Here is a 17,793-nt window from a genome sequence, read left to right as displayed (position 1 = left end):
GGTGACCGCTCCCCGCCGGCTGACCGGCCTCGTCCGTGGCCCGCAGGGGTGAGGGCGGGGCGGGAGCCGGGCCCCGCCCCCCACGGCACGTCAGACCGCCCGGACCTCCTCGATCGTCACCGGACGGTGCTCGCGCAGCGACAGCGTGCACGCGTCCGCGATCCAGCCCGCTTCCAGCGCGTCCTCGATCGTGCAGGGGGAGGGGCGGGTGCCGGCCACGACCTCGGTGAACGCGGTCAGTTCGGCGCGGTAGGCGGCGGTGAAGCGGTCCATGAAGAAGTCGTGCGGGGTGCCCGCCGGGAAGGTCACGCCCGGTTCGACCGAGCGCAGCGGCAGCTTGTCCTCCAGGCCCACGGCGATGGAGTCCTTGAAGCCGTGGATCTCCATGCGGACGTCGTAACCCCGGGCGTTGTGGCGGGAGTTGGAGACCACCGCGATGGTGCCGTCGTCGAGGGTGAGGATCGCGCCGGTGGTGTCGGCGTCACCCGCCTCCTCGATGTACTCGGCGCCCCGGTTGCCGCCCACGGCGTACACCTCGGTCACCTCGCGGCCCGTCACCCAGCGGATGATGTCGAAGTCGTGCACCGAGCAGTCGCGGAAGATGCCGCCGGAGGCGGCGATGTACGCGGCCGGCGGGGGAGCCGGGTCCAGCGTGGTCGAGCGGACCGTGTGCAGCGTGCCGAGCTCACCGCTGTGCACGGCGGCGCGGGCGTTGACGAAACCGGTGTCGAAGCGGCGGTTGTAGCCGATCTGGATCGGCACGTCCCGGCCCCGGACGGCCTTGAGCACCTCGACACCCTCGGCCATGGTCCTGGCGACGGGCTTCTCGCAGAAGACGGGGACACCGGCCTCGACACCGGCGAGGATCAGCGCCGGGTGGGCGTCCGTGGCGGCCGCGACGACGATGCCGTCCACGCCGGCGGCCAGCAGCGCCTCCGGCGAGTCCACGACTTCGGCCCCGAACCGTTCGGCCGCGGCCTTGGCGGCATCCGCGAACGGGTCGGTCAGGACGAGGGAGTCGACGGCGTCGAGTCCGAAGAGGGTCTCGGCGTGGAAGGCGCCGATGCGGCCGAGGCCGAGGATTCCGATACGCATGGGGGTGTGCTCCTGGAGAGGGTGCGGGATTTCTTAGCGGGGAGTGGTCAGTCGAGTCCGCCGAGGACGTTCTGGTCCCAGTCGATCACCGATCCGGTGACCACCCCGGACCGCTCCGACAGCAGGAAGACCACGAAGTCGGCGATCTCGTCCGGCTGGCCGAGCTTGCCCATGGGCAGCTTCGCGGCGGCCTCCTCGCGCCAGTCGTCCCCGGCGCCGTGGAAGGTCTTCTGCGTGGCGTCCTCGCCCTCGGTCGCCGTCCAGCCGATGTTGAGCCCGTTGATCCGCACCCGGTCCCAGCGGTGCGCGTGCGCGGCGTTGCGGGTCAGGCCGATCAGTCCCGCCTTGGCGGCGACGTACGGCGCGAGGAAGGGCTGCCCGCCGTGCGCCGAGGACGTGATGATGTTGACGACCGTGCCGGGTGCCCGGCGGGCCACCATGTCCGCGACGGCCGCCTGCATCGCGAAGAACGGCGCCTTCAGATTGATCGCGATGTGCTGGTCGAACAGCTCGGGCGTGGTGTCCAGCAGTGTGCCCCGTGAGGTCAGGCCCGCGGAGTTGACCAGGCAGTCGACCCGCCCGTACGCGGCGACGACCTCCGCCACGGCGGCCTTCGCCTGCTCGGCGTCCGCCAGGTCGGCCCGTACGAACATCGCCTTGCCCCCGGCGGCGGCCAGCTCGGCCACCAGCGCCTCGCCGGGCTCGGGGCGCCGCCCGGTGACGGCCACGACCGCCCCCTCGCGGACGGCGGCCCGCGCGATGGCGGCGCCGACGCCTTGGCTTCCCCCGTTGACCAGGACGACCTTGTCGTCGAGAAGTCCCATCTCGTTCCTCAGCTCTCTCGCCGTCCGGCACTGGTCCGCAGCTCCGCCCGGAACGCCTCCGGGGTCCATTCCTCGCGCAGCGCCCGCCGCATCAGATCCGCCTGCGAGGGCGGGGCGAGACCGTCGACCGGCGGGTCGCTGTCGAGGTTCGTCGGGAAGGGGTAGCCCTCGGCGCTCGCCGCGACCACGTTGTCCAGCCACGCCTGGTCGGCGCCCTCGGCCTTGCGCTTGAGGAGAGCCGGGTAGACCGCGCCCGCCAGGGCCACCCGGTCCACCGTCTCCATCGCGCGGCCGAACGCGGACGACACCTGGAGCAGGTTGGCCATGCGCCGGACGCCCGCGGTGCGGTTGGTGCCGGCGGCGTGGAAGAGGGCCGGGTTGAAGAAGACCGCGTCGCCCTTGGCGAGCGGGAGCTGCACGTGGTGCGCCTCGAAGTACGCCCGGAACTCGGGAAGCCGCCAGGCGAGATAGCCCGGCTCGTACTTCTGCGAGTGCGGCAGGTACATCGTCGGCCCGGACTCCACCGGCATGTCGCAGTGCGCGACCGCGCCCTGGAGGGTCAGCGCGGGGGAGAGGCGGTGCGCCTGCGCCGGATAGGCGGCGGCGACCTCGTTCGACAGGAAGCCCAGGTGGTAGTCGCGGTGCACCGTCTGGGCGGCGCCGCCCGGGTTGACCACGTTGAGCTGGGAGGTGACCTGGTAGCCGGGGCCCAGCCAGGCCGAGGACACCAGGGCGAGGATCTCGTTGGCGTAGTAGTCGGCGAACGCCTCCGCGTCGTACAGGGCCATCTTCTCCAGCGCGTTCCACACCCGGTCGTTGGCGCCCGGCGCGGCGAAGTGGTCACCGGCCGCCGCACCCGAGGCGCGCTGCTCGGCGATCAGCGCCTCGAACACCTCGGTGGCCCGGTCCACGACCAGCGGGTCGGGGAAGGCACCGCGGAAGACCACGATGCCGGGGCCGTCCGCGAGCGCCCGCACCAGCTCGGCCTGGACCACCCGGTCGCCTTCCAGCAGCCCGCAGTCGTAGATCGGCACGTTCCGCTCCACGGAGGAGGCGTGCGGATGGTCGGCGGGGTCGGTCGCCCGCTCGACCAGCGCGCGGAACGCGTCGAGGTCGCAGTCCTGTTCGGACAGCCAGGCACGGTGATGGACGGAAGTGATGGACATCGTCGTCCCTTCGGGGGTCACTGGAGCGACGCAGCCCTGTCATTCTTGTCAGTACAAACCCCTCGAACAACCAGCAGTGAGCCATCAAAAACCCCTCAAGGAGACGGCGTATGGGCCACCCGTTCCCGATCCGGGAGATCGCACGTCAGGCGGGTCTGAGCGAGGCGACCGTGGACCGGGTGCTGAACGGCAGGGGAGGGGTGCGCGAGAGCACCGCGCGGGAGGTCCGCCAGGCCATCGCCGATCTCGACCGGCAGCGCACCCAGGTCCGGCTCGTCGGCCGGACGTTCATGGTCGACATCGTGATGCAGGCACCCGAGCGGTTCACCACCGCGATCAGGGCCGCGCTGGAGGCCGAGCTGCCGTCCCTGCGCCCGGCGGTGCTCCGCTCCCGCTTCCACTTCCGCGAGACCGGCCCGGCCGGGGAACTGGTACGGACCCTGGACCGGATCGCCCGGCGCGGCTCGCAGGGCGTGATCCTCAAGGCGCCGGACGTCCCCGAGGTCACCGCCGCGGTCGGCCGCCTCGAAGCCGCCGGCGTCCCCGTCGTGACGCTGGTGACCGACCTGCCCGCCAGCGCCCGGCTCGCCTACGTCGGCATAGACGACCGGGCGGCGGGCGCCACGGCCGCGTACCTGATGGGCCAGTGGCTCGGGGAGCGCCCGGGCAACATCCTGACCAGCCTCAGCAGCGGCTTCTTCCGCAACGAGGAAGAGCGCGAGATGGGCTTCCGCAGCGTCATGCGCGCCCGGCACCCCGAGCGCACGCTGGTCGAGATCGCCGAGGGCCAAGGGCTCGACGCCACCCAGTACGACCTCGTCCGGGCCGCCCTGGAACGCGACCCGGACATCCGCGCGGTGTACTCCATCGGCGGCGGCAACATCGCCACGCTGCGGGCCTTCGACGACCTCGGCCGCGCGTGCGCGGTGTTCATCGCGCACGACCTCGACCACGACAACACCCGTCTGCTGCGCGAGCACCGCCTGTCCGCCGTGCTCCACCACGACCTGCGCCAGGACGTGCGCGAGGCCTGCCACACCGTCATGCGCGCCCACGACGCGCTGCCGCCGGCGGGGCCGACCCTGCCGTCGGCGATCCAGGTGGTGACGCCGTACAACATGCCCCCGCAGGCGCCCGTGTGATCCCTGCGCGGCCGCGACCGCCCTCTACCTCCTCGACAGCGCCACTCGGTGGTGGTCTCCCCGGGACGGCGCCCGCACCGCCCGGGCTGAGGCGTCACGCCCCGCCCTCAGACCTCCGCCCAGCTCCCGCTCCGCGCCGACCGTGTCATCGCGTCCAGCGCGGCCGCGCTGTGCACGGCGTCCGTGAGCGTCGCCCCGTAGGCGGTGCCCTCGGCGATCGAGCGGAGGAAGCGGTACGCCTCGATGACCTTCAGGTCGTCGTACCCCATGGCGTTCGCCGCGCCCGGCTGGAACGCGGCGAACTCCCCGTGTCCCGGACCGACGTACACGGTGCTGACGGACTGGTCCTGGTACGTCGTGCCGCGGCTGACGCCCAGCTCGTTCATGCGGCGGAAGTCCCAGAACACCGCGCCCTTCGTGCCGTGCACCTCCAGGCCGTAGTTGTTCTGCTCGCCGACCGAGACCCGGCAGGCCTCCAGCACGCCGCGCGCCCCGGAGGCGAAGCGCAGCAGGCAGCCGACGTAGTCCTCGTTCTCGACGGGGCCCGGTTCGCCTCCGGAGGCACGGCTGTGGCCGGCCGTGGCGCCGGAGGGGCGGGCTCGCTCCGGGAGGAAGATCGCCGTGTCGGCCGTCAGGGACGTGATGTCGCCGAGCAGATGACGGGCCAGGTCCACGCCGTGCGAGGCCAGGTCGCCCAGCACGCCGCTGCCGCCCCGCTCCCGCTCGTAGCGCCACGTCAGCGCGCCCTCGGGATGGGCCGCGTAGTCGCTGAACAACCGGATGCGCACGTGAGTGACCGTGCCGATCTCCCCGGAGGCGATCAGCTCGCGGGCCGCCTCGACGGCCGGCGCGTTGCGGTAGTTGAAGCCGACGGTGCCCTGCACACCCGCCCGGGCCACCGCGTCCGCGACCGCCCCGGCGTCCTCGGCGCTCAGACCCACCGGCTTCTCGATCCAGATGTGCTTGCCCGCCTCGGCCATGGCGACGCCGATCTCGCGGTGCAGGAAGTTGGGCGCGGTGATGCTGACCGCCCGCACCCGGGGGTCGGCGGCCACCTCGCGCCAGTCGCGGGTGGCCGAGGCGAACCCGAACTGGGCGGCGGCCTCCTCCGCCCGGCCCGGCACCTCCTCCGCGACCGTCACCAGCTCCGGAACGAGGGGCAGCCGCGGATAGTGGTGCCGCACACGCGCGTACGCCTGGGTGTGCACCCGCCCCATCCAGCCGAATCCGATGACGGCGACGCCGAGCGTGTCCACCATGAGAGCCCCTCTTTGGACCGTTCCAGAACCTGTCCAGGTCACCCTGGGCGGGCTTCACCGACGCTGTCAACCCTTTGACAAGCCGTGGCGCCGCATGGAACGGTCCATCCCATGAGACCGCCGACGATCCGAGACGTGGCCGACCGGGCCGGGGTCTCCAAGTCGCTGGTCTCCCTCGCGCTGCGCGGCTCCGACCAGGTACGCCCCGAGAAGCGCGACGCCGTCCTGCGGGCCGCCCGGGAGCTCGGGTACCGGCCCAACGCCGCCGCCCGCAGCCTCAGCGAACAGCGCACCCGCACGGTCGGCGTCCTCCTCAACGACCTGCGCAACCCCTGGTTCGTCGACCTCCTCGACGGTCTGAACTCCCTGTTGCACGCCAACGGCCTGCACATGCTGCTCGCCGACGCCCGCCTCAACCGCCGCACCGGCCAGGACCCGGTCGACCCGCTGCTGGACCTGCGCGTCGACGGCCTGGTCGTGGTCGGCACCCTGCCCGACCCGGCGGCTGCCGGCGGGGTGGCCGAGCGCATCCCGGTCGTGCTGGCCGGCTCGCGCGAACCGGCACCGCCCGGCGTCGACGTCGTGGCGGGCGATGACGAGCGGGGCGCCCGGCTGGTCGCCGAGCACCTGATCGGCCTCGGGCACCGCCGTATCGCGCACATCGCGGGTTACGGCGCGGTGGGCGAACTGCGGCGCCGCAGCTTCGAGGCGACGATGCGCCGGCACGGCCTCGTGGACGGGGTGGTGGTCGAGCCGAGCGACATGACCGAGGAGGGCGGCTACCGCACGACCGTCCGCCTGCTCAGCCGCCCCGACCGGCCCACGGCCGTCTTCGCCGTCAACGACATCGCCGCCATCGGCGCGCTCTCGGCGGCCGAGGAACTGGGGCTGCGCGTCCCGCACGACCTGTCCGTCGTCGGCTACGACAACACGAGCATCGCCCGGCTGCGGCACGTGTGGCTCACGACGGTCGACAACGCCGGCCACGAGGTCGGCCGCCGCGCGGCCCGCTTCCTCCTGGAGCGCTTCGAGGGCACGGGCGGGGCGGGCCGGGTCCACCTCACCACGCCCACCCTGGAGATCCGGGGGTCGACGGCCCCGGCGCCCTGATCGCGCGTCTGGCTCAGGGTGGATCGCGGGCCTGGCTCAAGGGTTGATCGCGTACGCCTTCCTCAGAGGTTGATCGCGTACGCCTTGCGCAGGGTCTCGTGGACCGTCCACGTGGTGCGGTCGCCCTCGCGCAGGACGGCCAGGTCTCCGGGTCCGACGGTGAGCGTCGGCCCGCCCTCGACCTCGATCGTCGCCGAGCCGCTGATCACGACGAACAGTTCGTCGGCCTCGGTGTCGGTGACCACCCCGGGCGTGATCTGCCAGACGCCGCGCACCTGGCGGCCGTCCTCCGACTCCCAGACCACCTTCCCGCTCACCTCGGGGGTTCCGGAGACGATCTGCTCGGGCGCGAGGGGCTCGGGTTCGAGCTCGGCGCCGGGGATGTGGAGGACGAAGCTGTGCGTCATGCGGTGACCCTAGCCCCGGTGGGCGGGGGAGCGGTCTGGACAGAGTGTGGGGCGGTGGCCGGGCCCGGCGGACACTTCGTCGTCCGGTTCGCTGCAAAAGGGTCCCTCGCCCGGTGCCGACGGGAACGCGCCGGGGAGGTCCCGGCTGTCCGTCTCAACCCCTATGCCCTGGTCGGGAGTTCCCGCCAACTCGCGTATTGTTTGCGGCATATGCCCAGCCGTTTCGTGATGGCCGGGCGTGCGAGCGTGCGGGCGAAGGGGGAGAAGGACGTGGACGAGACGCGGGGACGGTCTGCCGGACGGGCCGAGGTCATCGGAGGCGTGGCCACCGCCCTCCTGGCGGTCGCGGCCTTCGCCGGCCACGCCACCCAGGCCGGACTCCCCTGGTGGGCCGTGTCCGCCGTCGCCGTCTCGACGGTGGGTCTCGCGGGATGGACCCGGCGGCCGGACCGGCCGTCGGCGCGCTCCGCGGTACGGGGCGGGGAGCGGGTCGGGGAACGAGTTCCATGCGGTAGGGTTGACCTGCGTGATCACGCGGTTTCACCCGCGCGGGACGCAGCGGGACGTGGCGCAGCTTGGTAGCGCACTTGACTGGGGGTCAAGGGGTCGCAGGTTCAAATCCTGTCGTCCCGACGGATGCAGTACGGGTCGAGGGCCGTTTCGGGTGAGTCCGAAACGGCCCTCGGTCTCTTCGAGGGGCCGGACGACGGGCGGGCGGCCGGGCCGGTTACCGGCCCACCATGCGCTCGACGCCGCTTTGTGTCGGGGCCGGTTTGAGGTCCACCTGCACCCGGTGCACCGAGTCGTGGCTCACCGCGCCGCCGACGCGCGCCTCCACGACGCCCAGGCGCAACCCCGCACCGCCCTCACCGGCCCGATGGAACTGCACCGAGAACTCCACACTCACCTGTTCGACGGTGAACCGCCAGTCACTGCCCGCACCGTCCCGCTCCGCCTGGGCCAATTCTGTGCGGATCGAGTCGATCGCCTGTGCAAGACCGATCGGTTCGGACTGATTGACCGTCATGTCTGCTCCCCCGCGCGGCGCTTGATGGATTCGACAAGGGCACGAGTCTAGTCCCGGCGGGTCCTGGTGCGTAGCGTGATGAGGATGGGGGAACTGGCTGCGGACTGGCGGGTGCGGCTGCGGTCGGGGGGAGCGGCGGGCGAGGTACGGGGCGCCGGCGTTCTCATCGATGCGCGGACCGTCCTCACGTGCGCGCATGTGCTCCCGCGCCGGGACGCGGTGATGTGGGTCGAGTTCGTGGAGAACCCGGGCGTCGAGCCGGTCCCGGCGCGCGTCGCCGACGGCGGCTGGCTGCCGGACCTGCCGGACGGCGACGGCGAGGACGTCGCGCTGCTCCGCCTGGACAGCCCCCGCCCCCAGGCCCGCCCGGCCGTCCTGTCGACGGGGCTCTCCCCGGGACTCGCGGTCACCGTGACGGGGTACGCGGAACGCTTCGACGACGGCATGGTGCTCACCGGGACCGTGCGTGGCCTGCGAGGGCACCGGGTGCAGTTCGACGCGCGGCACCGCAGGGAAGTGGTGCGCCGCGGGTTCAGCGGAGCCGGGGCCTGGGCCGTGTCCGCGGACGGAGAGCCGGTCGTGGTGGGCATCGTGGTCAGCTGGCGGGGCGACCTGGACGAACCGCTGCCGCAGGACAACGTGCTGGCGTACTCGTACCTCATCCCCGTCGCGCGCATGGCGGACCTCTGCCCGGCGGTGCGCGAGGTGGCACGTCCCGACGCGTGGGACCGGGGTTTCGACCGACGGACGCGCCACTGGCTGGCCGATCCGTCCGGCACCCCGGTCAAGGTCAGCGTGGTCGAGCGCGGGAGTGGCCGGGAGCGGACCCTGCGCCACCTGGAACACCTCGCCGACCGCGTGCACCGGCCTGCCGACGCCTCCCGCGCCGAACTGGTCGACCGGCTTCTGGGCTCGGTGCTCGCCTTCGCGCCCGGCGACTACCCCGCGTGCCGGGAGTGGCTGCTCGGCCGGGGCGAACGCCCGGCCTGCGACTCCCCCCATGCCGCCGGGCCAGGCCTCACCGTCCTCGTCGACGGTGTGGACGAGGCACGCAGCCCCGCCCGCCTGGCCGGGCTGCTCGCCCGGCTCGTCGCGAGCGGCGTGCGGCTGCTGCTGGTGTTCCGTGACAGCGGCGGACCGGGATGGCGGGAGGTGCGCGACCTGGTGCTCGAGCCCGCCCTCTTCGCCCACGTCGATCGGCTGCTGGCCCGTGGGAAGGACTGGGAGGCCCGCCGCGCCCGCGAGGACGGGATGGTCGACCCGGAGTCGCTGCGCCACGCCACTGCCGCCGTCGCGGACCTGATGAGCCGCCGGGAGGCGATCGCGGCCATGGCCGAACCGGCGCGACGGCTGCGCGCCTTGCGGGAGTTCGCGGACGAGCTGCGGACGGCGTATCAGGGGGGCGGGTGAGCGGTGTGCGGGGCCGGCGGCCGCCACCGGAAGGGCGAACCGCCGGCGGTGTGTGCCGGGCCGGGGCACCGATGAGCGGCGCGACCCGCCGTCGTGACACCGGGGTGCCGACGGCCACGGGGCGAAGACGGGGGAGGACATGCGCGTGAGAACGGAGCCGTGCCGTCACAGACGGCTCAGCGGAAACCCCTGCGACGGGGAGATCCTGCCGACCGGATACTGCGACCAGTGCGGCCGACGACGGGACGCGCGACCGCTGCCGAAGCTCGACGACCGGCCACGGGGCCCCCGGCAGCTGCTGGCGCTGCCGATCCGCACACCACGCTCGCCCCAGGAGCGGCTCGACGGCGGCGCCCACATAGCGGACCAGGCGCAGCGCTGCCGCACACCGGACTGCGGCGCCACGATCCCCGTCCTCCCCGGCAGCCCCGACCGGCAGTACTGCCCGCGCTGCGGAAAGCCGCACGCCATGCGGCCCGACTTCTTACGCGGCGCCACCCTCAGCGACCAGTACCACATCAAGGGCCCCGTCGCCCGCGGCGGACAGGGCTGGGTGTACCTCGCCGAGGACACCCACCTGGACGACCTCGTCGCCGTGAAGACGCTGCGGGACCGTTACGGCGCGCACGGCGCCGCCCTCGCCGACCTCGAACGACGCACCCTCGTGGCCAGCCGGCACCCGTACATCGTGCGGATCCGCGACTTCCTCCCCTACGGAGCCCCCACGTCGGGCGAGGGTGCCCCCAACCCCGAACTCCGCGTGCGGGGCGGTCACATCGTCATGGAGGACGTCGGTGACCACACCCTCCAGTCCGTCATCGACGAGGTCCGCCGCGGGCACGAGACGCTCGACATCGAGCACGTCGCCACATACGGCATCCAGATCCTGACCGCGCTCTCCCACCTGCACCAGCAGGGACTCCTGTACGGAGACATGAAGCCGTCGAACGTCGTCCACGTCGACGACCACGTCAAGGTCATCGACATGGGCAGCGTGCGCAAACTCCACCAGACCGAGCCGCCGCCCCATGTGACGCCCGGCTTCCACGCACCGGAGCTTGCCGGTGAACTCACCCTCGCCAACGACCTGCACGCCGTCGGCGTGACCCTGCGCTGCCTCGCCGCCCCCGCCGTCCGCGACGACGTGCCCGGCCTCGGCACGACGTCGCTCGACGCCGTCATCGACCGGGCCACGCGGACCGTGCGGGAAGGACCGCGCTTCAAGGACGCGGAAGAGATGGCCGACCAACTCAGGGGCGCCCTGCGGGAGATCAGGGCGCTGCGCGGCAAGGGCGGCTCACCCGAGCCGTCCGGCTACTTCCACCCGTCGCCGGAGTGGCTCGGTGAGCGGCTCGGCGACGTACCCGCGACGTCCGACCTCGCGCGTCCCGACGAGGACCCCCCGCGTCGCGGGGCTCCGCCCGTCCTGCGCGTCCTGGACCCCGGGCGGCCCACCCCCGTGGAGATCGCCCGACGGCTCCCGGTCCCCAGACCCTTCTCCAACGACCCGCGGACCCCGGAGTTCGGTGTGAGCGGGGGCTACGCGCGCACCGTGCGGCTCGGGCAGACCCCCGACGACGAGCCCTCCGCCGAGATCTGCCTGCACAACATCCGCGTCGCCCTCGCCGCCGACCCCGCACCGCCCGACGTCGACGCGGCGGAGGCGGAGCTGGCCGTGGCCGAGGGCATCCCGGGGCCCGAGGAAGTGCGGCGCTGGCGCCTGGAGTGGCATCGCGGGCTGATCGCGCTCGCCCGCTTCGGCACGGGCGCGTCGCGGCGGCCCGCCGGCCAGGCGGCGGACCTGGCCGAGGCGTGCCGGAGCTTCGAACTGGTCCGCGCCGACCTGCCGGGGGAGTACGCGCCGAAACTGGCCCTCGCCTACGCCTACGAGTGCGCCGCCCACGCGGAAGCAGGGGCACCGGACGCCGCCGCGGCACGGGCCCGGGCCCGGGACCTGTTCCACGCGGTGCATCTGCGCAACCCGGCACACTGCGGCGCCGCCCTGGGCCTGGCCCGCCTCGCACTCGACGAGCACGACCGTGACCAGGCGCTGGCCGCCCTCGAACGCGTGCCGCGCGGCACCCGTGGCCGCACCCTCGCCCAGCGGGCCGCCACCCGGATCCGGGCCGCCTGTTTGGGGCATGGCCCCGAGGACCTGCCCTCGCCGGAAGCCGCCGAGACGGTGCTCGCCGCACACGCCGCGGACCGGAACCGCCCCTCACAGGAACGGGAGCTGGTCCTCGCGCCCCTCGACGAACTCCGGCTGCGCATCGAGGTCAACGAGTGGCAGCTCGCCGCGCTGCACCTGAAGCACGGCATCACCGACGCGGACGAGGCGACCTTGCGCCGCCGCCTGCACCGCCTGCGCAGCTGGTGGCGCCCCGCGCACGAACCGACCCCCGACGTATACCGGGCGATGGAGGTCCGCGTCGCGCTGGAGCGCGACTACCTGGAGCTCGCCGCCACCGACCCGGAGCTGAGCGAGGCCCTGGTGGAGCGCGCCCATGCCGTCCGCCCGACCACGCTGACCTGAGACGCAGCCGCTGTCCGTGCCGCCGCACCGCATCACCCGACAGGAGGATCTGATGAGCTCTTCGGCCGAGCCGGACCCGATGCCGTCACCCGGCGGCGAAACCGCTGGGCCCTACACCACCACCCTCGTCGTCGACGTCGACGAGCCCGAACTCGTGCCGCGCCTGCCGGGCGAGTCGGTCAAGCTGCTCGCCCAGGTGAAGGTGACCGTCCTCGACCGTGCACAGGGCGACCACGCCGACCCCGGGCAGCTCGCCCTGCTCATCGCGCTCGACCTCGCCGAACACCGCAGGGAGCGCATGGTGACGGCCATGCGGGCAGCGTTCGCCGCCATGCCCTCGGGCGTGTCGTTCGCCGTGCTCACCGCGGCCGGCGAACGCGGAGACGGGCCCGGGCGCTACTACCCGGCCGGACCCGGCACATGGGCGCCGGCCGACCGGAAACACCGGGTCAACGCGGCCTTCGCGATGGGCGCGGCCCCGCTGGCCGCCGGCGGCGCACCGATCTCCTGCGGCTACGAAGGATGGCTGGCCGAGGCCCGGCGGACGTTCGCCGGGTGCGACCGGCCGCTGTGCCGACTGCTGCTCGTCACCGACGGGAGCACCGGATACCAGGAGGCCTCGCTCACCGAGGAACTGGCGGTGTGCGGCACCGGGTTCACCTGCGAGGTCGTGGCCGTAGGCGCGGAGTGGGACTACCAGCCGCTGGAGCGGATCGTCAGCCGTCTGCGGGGGACGGCCGACGCCGCGGGGCCGGACTTCGCCGCCGAACTCGCCGAGGCGGTCCGCCGGGCCTGCCGCCGGGCCGTGCCCGCGCTGCCACTGGAGGTCACCGTGCGCCCCGGCGTGCGCGTCGAGTCCTTCGTCCAGTACAAGCCCCAGCACCTGGAACTGGTCGCCGAGCCGCCGTCGACACCGCACCGTCACGTCTTCCACGCCCTGCCGTGGGACCCGGCGGGCAGCGGCAGCGAGTTCCTGCTCGACCTGCGGGTCGACGGCGCCGGTGATCCGCTCGGTGAAGTACTCCAGTTCGCCATGGTCTCGCTGGGATCCCGGCACGAGGCCGTCACCGCCCGCTGGCGTGATCCCGGCCTCCCACCCGCGCGAACCGCCTCGAGCGCGCACGACGAGACGACCGGTGACAACAGCCGCTTCCTCGACTCGCGGAACCGGATGATCGCCCACCTCAAGAAAGGCCTCACCTCCTTGGGAGCCGGCCGGAGAGCGGACGCGGAACGCCACCTCGGTCAGGCCGCCGCGGTGGCCCACCGGCTGCGGGTGGACTGGGTCCTCGACGAGATCGCGGCGTGGGGCGACATCCACGACGCGGCCGCCGGGGCCGTGAGCGTGAGCCTGCCCGCCGACGCCCACCGGGTCAGCGTCACGCTGCTGCGCCTCGGCGCCCGGTCGGCGGACCGCAACACCGGTCGCGCGCAAGGCCGGCAGCGCACAGCCTGCCCCCGCCCGGACTGCCGGGAGCCGGCCGTCCCCGGGGCCTTCTACTGCGTGCGCTGCGGAGAGGAACTGTCATGAGGCAAGGACGCGAGCAGCGGCCCGGCGCGGCCAGGCGCGGTGTGAGCACACGACGGCTGCTGTTGCGTCACCTGTGGGCCTTCCTGGGCTGCGCCGCCCTCGGCGTCAGTCTGCTCACCGCCGTGGCCGTACCCCAACTGGATGCCCGCGTGCGGGAATTACGGGAAAATGTCGCACCGTCCGTACGTGGCTCGGCGGCCGTCAGGCTCGCCGTGCTGCGTGCCGACGAGGCGGCCAGGTACTCGATCGCAGGGGGGGTCGCCGGCACGGTCGGGGCGGGGGAGACCGCCCAGAGCCAGCTCGCCGCGGCGGACCAGGGCCTCACCCAGCTCGCGGACCACGTCGGCAGCGGCATGGACCAGGACATCTCCGCGGCCAACGGCGTGCTCGAGGCCTACAGCAACGCCATCACGCTGGCCACGGTGAAATACCAGGCGGACGACGAGATGCAGAGGGAGAAACTCGCCGAAGCCCACGCCCTGCTGGAGCGCCCGGACACCGGTCTGCTCGACCGCCTCGACAAGGTCGCCGAGGCCGAACGCCGCCGGGCCGGCGAACTGTCCGACCCGGGTGTGCTGTTGACGGCCTCCTGGGTGGTGGCGGCACTCGCGCTGGCCGCCGCCGCCACCGTGGCGGGCCTCGCGTGCCGGGCCATCAGCCGGCGCTGCGGCCGGCTGCTGGCCCCCTGGGTGCTGGCCGGCGCCGCCGCTCCCCTGGCGCTGGCCACCGTGCCGGCCTTCCTGGCGTGGCGTACCGCCCAGGACCTGAACACCGCACGCGGTCATCTCACGGACATCCTGCACATCGCCCTGGCGGACACCCTCCCCGAGAACGCCGTGCGCCTCACGGCCGCACAGCAACAGGTCGCCGCCACCGGCCTTCCCGACCTGCCCGCCTTCGGCTGGTGGAACGGTGTCTATGTCGTCGTGGGTCTGGCCGGCATCTGCGCCGCCGTCGCCGGCCTCGTCGCCCGGCTCACCACCGACTACCCGCAGGGCCCGGTCGACTGGTCGTGGGCGCGCCGTTCGTGGAACCGGGCGACCCGCACGACGGGGCGGCGCTGGATGGCCGCGGCGGCCGTGTCGGCTGTGCTCGCGGCGATCGCCATCCCGCAACTCCTGGAGCGCGACCCGGTCGTCACCGTACTCGGCCCGTGGACGGGCAAGGAGGAAGAGCGTTTCCGCGGCCTGATGGAAGCCGCCGGCATCCGTGTCAGCTATCAAGGCACCCCCGCCCAGCGCGAGGTGCTGCTCTCGCGGGTCCAGGCCGGTGACCCGCCCGACATCGCGATCATGCCCGGCATCGGGGAACTGGCCCAGTACCGCACCGAGAAACACCTGAAACCGCTCGACGACCTGGTCAAGGGCCTGCGCTACGCGGGGCCCTGGCGTCCGGACGGCAAGGTCCACACCTACTGGTGGCCGGTCAACGCCAACCTCAAGAGCATCGTGTGGCAGTCCCGCGACACCGCCGGCCGCCCCGACACCCCGTCCTCCTGGTGCCTCGGCATGGGCGAAGACGGCGCCGCCGGGTGGCCCGGCACCGACTGGATCGAGGACATCGTGCTCCAGCGAGCCGGACCGGGCGTCTACGCGGACTGGGCCCGTGGCACCGGCAAGAACGCCTCCACGGTGTGGAAGAAGGGCCCGGTCCGGGACGCATGGCGGCAGTGGGCCCGGTTCCTCGGCACGGACCCCACCCGGGCAGAGCGGGCACTGACCACCGACTGGCGCGGCCCCGGCGCTCCGGAACAGCGCAACGTCATCGCCTTCCGCGAGACCGCCCCCCGCTGTGCCCTCGAACACCAGGGCTCCTTCGCGCAGGGCGACGACGGCGCCCGCCTCACCGACGCCGCACCCCTGCTCCCGGGCGGGCCCTACCGGACACGGGCCTACGAGGTGTCCGGCGATTTCGCCGCCCTCTTCAATGACCGGGAACCGGCCCGCAAGGCGCTGCGCGCCCTCTTCTCCCAGGAAGGGCAGGAGAAGTGGGCGGGCCAGGGCACCATGTACTCGGCGATGCTCCCGGTCATGACGGAGATCGCCGACCACGGCGAGGTGGACTCCACCGCCCTCGCGGTCTACGCGAGGTTCCTTCAGACCGAGGTGCCGCGCTGCCTCGACGCCTCGGACGTCATGCGGCCCGCGGTGCGGGACGCGTTCCACGAGGCGGTGCTGCGGACCGTGGCCGCCGTGGCGAGGGACGGGAAGTCGGCGAACCTCGACGCCATCCTGGACGGCGTCCAGAAGGTCCAGAAGGTGACGGACCGGGACAAGGACATCGAGAAACTCAGGGTGTGCAGCGAACCCCGGGCGTGATCCCGGCCGCCTGGCCATGCCCCCGGCCTCGGGCACGCGAGCGCGTGTGGCGTGGTCGAGGACGTCACCCACCCCCATGGGCGACGTCCTCGACCGCTCCCCCGGTGCCGGACTGTGGCTCAGGTCGAGCCTGCCCCCGGCCCGCCCGCGACGCCTGAGTCGGGGACTACTCAAGTCACCCTGTATCAGAAGTGAGCAGCCGCGCTCATGTCTGTGTGATGACCTACGAGAGGAACGCGGCGACGCTGGAGCTGCCCTGGCCGTTCGCCGGGCGGGAGGACGAACTGGAGCTGGTGGGACGGTCGATGAGCGGTGTACGGCGCGGCATCGTGGTGACGGGCCCGGCCGGTTGCGGCAAGACCCGCCTCGCGGCCGAGGCCGTCCGCGGCACCGACTGCGCCCGCGCGGCCGGCACACCCGAGAGCCGGGCCATCCCCTTCGCCGCGTTCGCGCACCTGCTGCCCGAGCCTGTCACACTGCACGGCGCGGTCCGGGCGCTGTCCGGCATCCGCACGCTGCTCGTGGACGACGCGCACCTCCTCGACGACGCCTCCGCCGCCCTGGTCCACCAACTGGCCGTGCACGGACGCACCCGGCTGCTGGTCGTCGTCACCGACGGCAGCCCGGTGCCCGGCGCGATCGCCCGGCTGTGGACGGGCGAACTCCTGCCGCGCCTCGCGCTGGAGCCCCTGCCCGAGGAGGAGACCGGACGGCTGCTCACGGCCGGCGCCGGTCCTCTCGACGCACTCACCGTCAACCGTCTGCGCAGCCTGGGCCAGGGCGATCTGCGGCTGCTGCGCGACCTGCTCGCGGCGGTGCGCGGATTGCTCACGCCCGTCCCCGGCACCGATGAACGGGCCTGGCGAGGCCCGGTGCCGCTCACCCCGGCCGTGCGGGAGCGCGCCGCCGCCGTCCTCGGCCGGGACCACCCGCTCGAACGGGAGACCCTCGACCGCCTCGCCTTCACCGAACCCCTGCCCCCGGACCCGGACGACCTGGACCTCGGCGCCCTCGAAGCCCTGGAGACCGAAGGCCTGGTCGAGGTCGACGAGCACGGGGCCGCCCGCCTCGCCCACCCCCTGTACGGGCCGGTGCTCCGGGCTTCGGCGGGCCGACTGCGGGCACGGCGGCTGGGCCGGGCCCCCGACGCCCACGCCGCCGCCCTGGCCGCCGAGTCGGCCGCACTGGCCCACCGGATCGACCAGGACGACGTACGGGCGGTGCCCACGCCGGTGGGGGACTGGCTGGTCGCCGAGGGCGGCCCGGTGCCGGGCGGCCACGCCGCGGTGCGCGCCCGGTTCGCGCGGCTGCGCGGGGAGGTGCGGGACGCGGCGGCCTGGGCGCGGGAAGGCCTGCGCGGCGAACCAGGGAACGCGGCCTGCCGGGCGGAACTCGCCCGCGTCGCGGCGACCGTGGCCCCGCCGCGAGAGCCGGACCCGGCAGCCCTCACCGACCCCTACGACGCCGTCCGCGCCGGCACCCCCGAAAAGGTCATCGACCGGCTCGGCGGCGTCTTCGCCCGGCACGCCGACGCCCTCACCCGCGCCGACGGACCGGACCTGGACGACGTGGCCGGGGAACTGGAGCGGCGCGGCTTCCTGCTCTTCGCCGCCGAGGCGCACGCCCAGGCCGTGGGCGTCCACCGCGACCCGCGCGCCGCCCGGCACTCCCGCACCCGGGCCGTCGCGCTCGCCCGGCGCTGCCAGGGCGCCCGCACCCCCGCCCTGTCCGGGCTGTTCCTCGGTGAACTCACCGCCCGGCAGCGGCAGATCGTCACCCTCGCCGCGGCCGGACTGACCAACCGGCAGATCGCCGAACGCCTCACCCTGTCGATCCGCACCGTCGGCAACCACCTGTACAGCGCCTACGCCCGGCTCGGAGCGAACGACCGCGGCGCCCTGCCGTGGCCGGACCGGACACAGGAGGCCCAACCGGCCTAGCCGGCACCCAGGACCGGCGGCCTGACCCGAA

General features: G+C 73.6%; 13 protein-coding genes and 1 tRNA gene. 8 read left to right on the top strand and 6 right to left on the bottom strand.

What is annotated here, in order from left to right; all coding sequences use genetic code 11:
* Positions 1 to 90: 90 nt before the first annotated feature.
* Genes AB0I06_RS01655 through AB0I06_RS01645 form a run of 3 tightly spaced genes read right to left on the bottom strand, consistent with a single transcriptional unit; the run spans position 91 to position 3,085 of the window.
* On the bottom strand, positions 91 to 1,095 hold the full coding sequence (locus AB0I06_RS01655; protein WP_363116707.1) for a Gfo/Idh/MocA family oxidoreductase: 1,005 nt from the start codon (positions 1,093 to 1,095) through the stop codon (positions 91 to 93).
* A gap of 47 nt (positions 1,096 to 1,142) precedes the next feature.
* Complete coding sequence (locus AB0I06_RS01650; RefSeq protein WP_363116706.1) at positions 1,143 to 1,919, bottom strand: SDR family oxidoreductase; 777 nt, start codon at positions 1,917 to 1,919, stop codon at positions 1,143 to 1,145.
* Positions 1,920 to 1,927: 8 nt separating this feature from the next.
* On the bottom strand, positions 1,928 to 3,085 hold the full coding sequence (locus tag AB0I06_RS01645) for a phytanoyl-CoA dioxygenase family protein (RefSeq protein WP_363116705.1): 1,158 nt from the start codon (positions 3,083 to 3,085) through the stop codon (positions 1,928 to 1,930).
* Between the two features lie 110 nt (positions 3,086 to 3,195).
* On the opposite strand from AB0I06_RS01645, the gene AB0I06_RS01640 reads away from it, so the two are divergent.
* On the top strand, positions 3,196 to 4,227 hold the full coding sequence (locus AB0I06_RS01640) for a LacI family DNA-binding transcriptional regulator (protein WP_363116704.1): 1,032 nt from the start codon (positions 3,196 to 3,198) through the stop codon (positions 4,225 to 4,227).
* 107 nt (positions 4,228 to 4,334) lie between these two features.
* On the opposite strand, the gene AB0I06_RS01635 is transcribed toward AB0I06_RS01640, so the two are convergent.
* A complete protein-coding gene (locus AB0I06_RS01635) occupies positions 4,335 to 5,486 on the bottom strand; it encodes a Gfo/Idh/MocA family oxidoreductase (RefSeq protein ID WP_363116703.1) in 1,152 nt (383 codons plus the stop codon).
* Positions 5,487 to 5,597: 111 nt separating this feature from the next.
* Here AB0I06_RS01635 and AB0I06_RS01630 point away from each other — a divergent pair, with 111 nt between their 5' ends.
* On the top strand, positions 5,598 to 6,596 hold the full coding sequence (locus tag AB0I06_RS01630; RefSeq protein WP_363116702.1) for a LacI family DNA-binding transcriptional regulator: 999 nt from the start codon (positions 5,598 to 5,600) through the stop codon (positions 6,594 to 6,596).
* A gap of 62 nt (positions 6,597 to 6,658) precedes the next feature.
* Here AB0I06_RS01630 and AB0I06_RS01625 read toward each other — a convergent pair whose 3' ends face one another.
* Positions 6,659 to 7,003: a cupin domain-containing protein gene (locus AB0I06_RS01625; protein ID WP_363116701.1), complete on the bottom strand. Its 345-nt coding sequence runs from the start codon at positions 7,001 to 7,003 to the stop codon at positions 6,659 to 6,661.
* 559 nt (positions 7,004 to 7,562) lie between these two features.
* Between AB0I06_RS01625 and AB0I06_RS01620 the strand changes: the two genes are divergently transcribed.
* Positions 7,563 to 7,636: transfer RNA gene (locus AB0I06_RS01620), tRNA-Pro, on the top strand.
* A 94-nt stretch (positions 7,637 to 7,730) separates the two neighbouring features.
* Here AB0I06_RS01620 and AB0I06_RS01615 read toward each other — a convergent pair.
* Positions 7,731 to 8,030: a trypco2 family protein gene (locus AB0I06_RS01615; RefSeq protein WP_363116700.1), complete on the bottom strand. Its 300-nt coding sequence runs from the start codon at positions 8,028 to 8,030 to the stop codon at positions 7,731 to 7,733.
* Positions 8,031 to 8,114: 84 nt separating this feature from the next.
* Here AB0I06_RS01615 and AB0I06_RS01610 point away from each other — a divergent pair, with 84 nt between their 5' ends.
* The 5 genes from AB0I06_RS01610 to AB0I06_RS01590 all read left to right on the top strand — a co-directional run bounded on the left by AB0I06_RS01610 (position 8,115) and on the right by AB0I06_RS01590 (position 17,762).
* Positions 8,115 to 9,440 (top strand): serine protease, encoded by a 1,326-nt coding sequence (locus tag AB0I06_RS01610; protein ID WP_363116699.1) that lies wholly within the window; start codon positions 8,115 to 8,117, stop codon positions 9,438 to 9,440.
* A gap of 139 nt (positions 9,441 to 9,579) precedes the next feature.
* Entirely contained in the window at positions 9,580 to 11,973 is a 2,394-nt protein-coding gene (locus AB0I06_RS01605) for a tetratricopeptide repeat protein (protein ID WP_363116698.1), read from the top strand.
* Positions 11,974 to 12,025: 52 nt separating this feature from the next.
* Positions 12,026 to 13,504 carry a hypothetical protein gene (locus tag AB0I06_RS01600; protein ID WP_363116697.1) on the top strand — a complete coding sequence of 493 codons (1,479 nt, stop codon included), beginning with the start codon at positions 12,026 to 12,028 and terminating at the stop codon, positions 13,502 to 13,504.
* Entirely contained in the window at positions 13,501 to 15,822 is a 2,322-nt protein-coding gene (locus AB0I06_RS01595) for an extracellular solute-binding protein (RefSeq protein ID WP_363116696.1), read from the top strand. Before AB0I06_RS01600 ends, AB0I06_RS01595 begins: the two co-directional genes overlap by 4 nt.
* Positions 15,823 to 16,040: 218 nt before the next feature.
* Positions 16,041 to 17,762, top strand: a complete 1,722-nt coding sequence (locus AB0I06_RS01590; protein ID WP_363116695.1) for a LuxR family transcriptional regulator — start codon at positions 16,041 to 16,043, stop codon at positions 17,760 to 17,762.
* The last annotated feature ends 31 nt before the right edge of the window (positions 17,763 to 17,793 follow it).

Source organism: Streptomyces sp. NPDC050674 (assembly GCF_040654575.1).
Classification (GTDB): Bacteria; Actinomycetota; Actinomycetes; order Streptomycetales; family Streptomycetaceae; genus Streptomyces.
This window is presented reverse-complemented; position numbering and strand designations above follow the sequence as displayed.